The sequence below is a fragment of the Odoribacter sp. N54.MGS-14 genome, assembly GCF_000980295.1.
GTDB classification, from domain to species: domain Bacteria; phylum Bacteroidota; class Bacteroidia; order Bacteroidales; family Marinifilaceae; genus Odoribacter; species Odoribacter splanchnicus.
In genome coordinates this window covers 1-1,468 of sequence record NZ_LARL01000149.1, presented here as the reverse complement: position 1 = coordinate 1,468, position 1,468 = coordinate 1, and the positions used below count along the sequence as shown (strand labels likewise).

At 40.6% G+C, this 1,468-nt stretch carries 2 protein-coding genes; both read left to right on the top strand.

Annotated elements, in window-relative coordinates:
* Positions 1-368, top strand: a 368-nt coding sequence (locus WS42_RS14670) for a transposase (RefSeq protein WP_046451343.1), incomplete at its 5' end; no start/stop codon positions are given.
* Between the two features lie 355 nt (positions 369-723).
* On the top strand, positions 724-1,468 hold a 745-nt coding region (locus tag WS42_RS14665), incomplete at its 3' end, for a phage integrase SAM-like domain-containing protein (protein ID WP_046451361.1).

The window sequence follows — 1,468 nt, the reverse complement described above, 5'->3', positions numbered from 1 at the left end:
AGGTTATGGAGGAACTCAAACAAATCTGCTCTCCTGACCAATGGGACATCACGCCGGAAAAGGCATTCGGTGTATTTAAGGAGTTCATACAAAGGTGGCAAAAGAGTTACCCGCCGCTAAAGAGATACCAGCACGACAGGTACAGGTTTTATTTTACATACTTCAAATATGAAAGGGAAATCAGGGGAATGATTTATACCACGAACTGGATCGAAAGACTGAACAGGGATTATAAGAGGGTTATTAACATGAGAGGGGCCATGCCGAATCCACAGGCCGTCATTCTACTGATGGGGACCGTGGCTCAAAACGCGGATATTTATAAATACCCTATTTATAATTTTTTAGAATCAAGATTATTTTATTAAAAATGAATAGATTTGCAAAGATGAAAAAAGAAAGGATTTACACACTTTTGGGGACACTATCCTTTGTCTTTTACCGTACTTTTGAAGTCTTGGAAGCAGGACTTTCGGGCAATAAAAAAAGCCACAAATCATTGATTTGTAGCTTTTTGTCCGTTTGCTGACCATTTCTGTCCAGCACGTTCAGCGGAGAGGGAGGCTCCCGAACCTACGCTTTCAGAAAATATCATAAAATTGCAAATCATTGATAATCACATATTATATACAATGCAGAGTAAATCTAAATCTTTCTAAATGCCTTTTGTTATTTCAATTTTTGGGTGTATATTTGGGTGTAGAATTTCAAACGCACCCAATTATGAATATCAAACGCAACATCATTTTTGCATTGGAGAGCCGGAAGAAGAACGGTGTACCAATCGTAGAGAACGTACCTATCCGTATGCGTGTCATATACGCAAGCCAACGCATCGAGTTTACAACAGGCTACCGGATTGACGTAGCCAAATGGGATGCCGACAAACAACGGGTAAAGAACGGATGCACCAACAAGCTGAAACAAAGCGCATCCGAAATCAATGCGGACTTGCTGAAATACTATGCCGAGATTCAAAACGTGTTCAAGGAGTTTGAGGTACAGGAAACCATGCCGACCACCCAACAGCTAAAGGATGCGTTCAATCTGCGGATGAAAGACAACAGTGAAGAACAGCAGGAAGAAGCGCAGATAAGTTTTTGGGAAGTGTTCGATGAGTTTGTAAAAGAGTGTGGCAACCAGAATAATTGGACGGCATCCACCTATGAGAAATTTGCAGCAGTGAGAAACCACCTCAAAGAGTTCAAGGAAGATGTAACCTTTGAATACTTCAACGAGTTCGGGTTAAACGAATATGTCAATTTCTTGCGTGATAAGAAAGACATGAGGAACAGCACCATCGGCAAACAAATGGGATTTCTCAAATGGTTCCTGCGCTGGAGTTTCAAAAAAGGACATCATCAGAACATTGCATACGATACATTCAAACCCAAATTAAAAACCACCTCTAAAAAGGTAATATTCCTGACTTGGGACGAATTGAACAGACTGAAAGATTACCAGATAC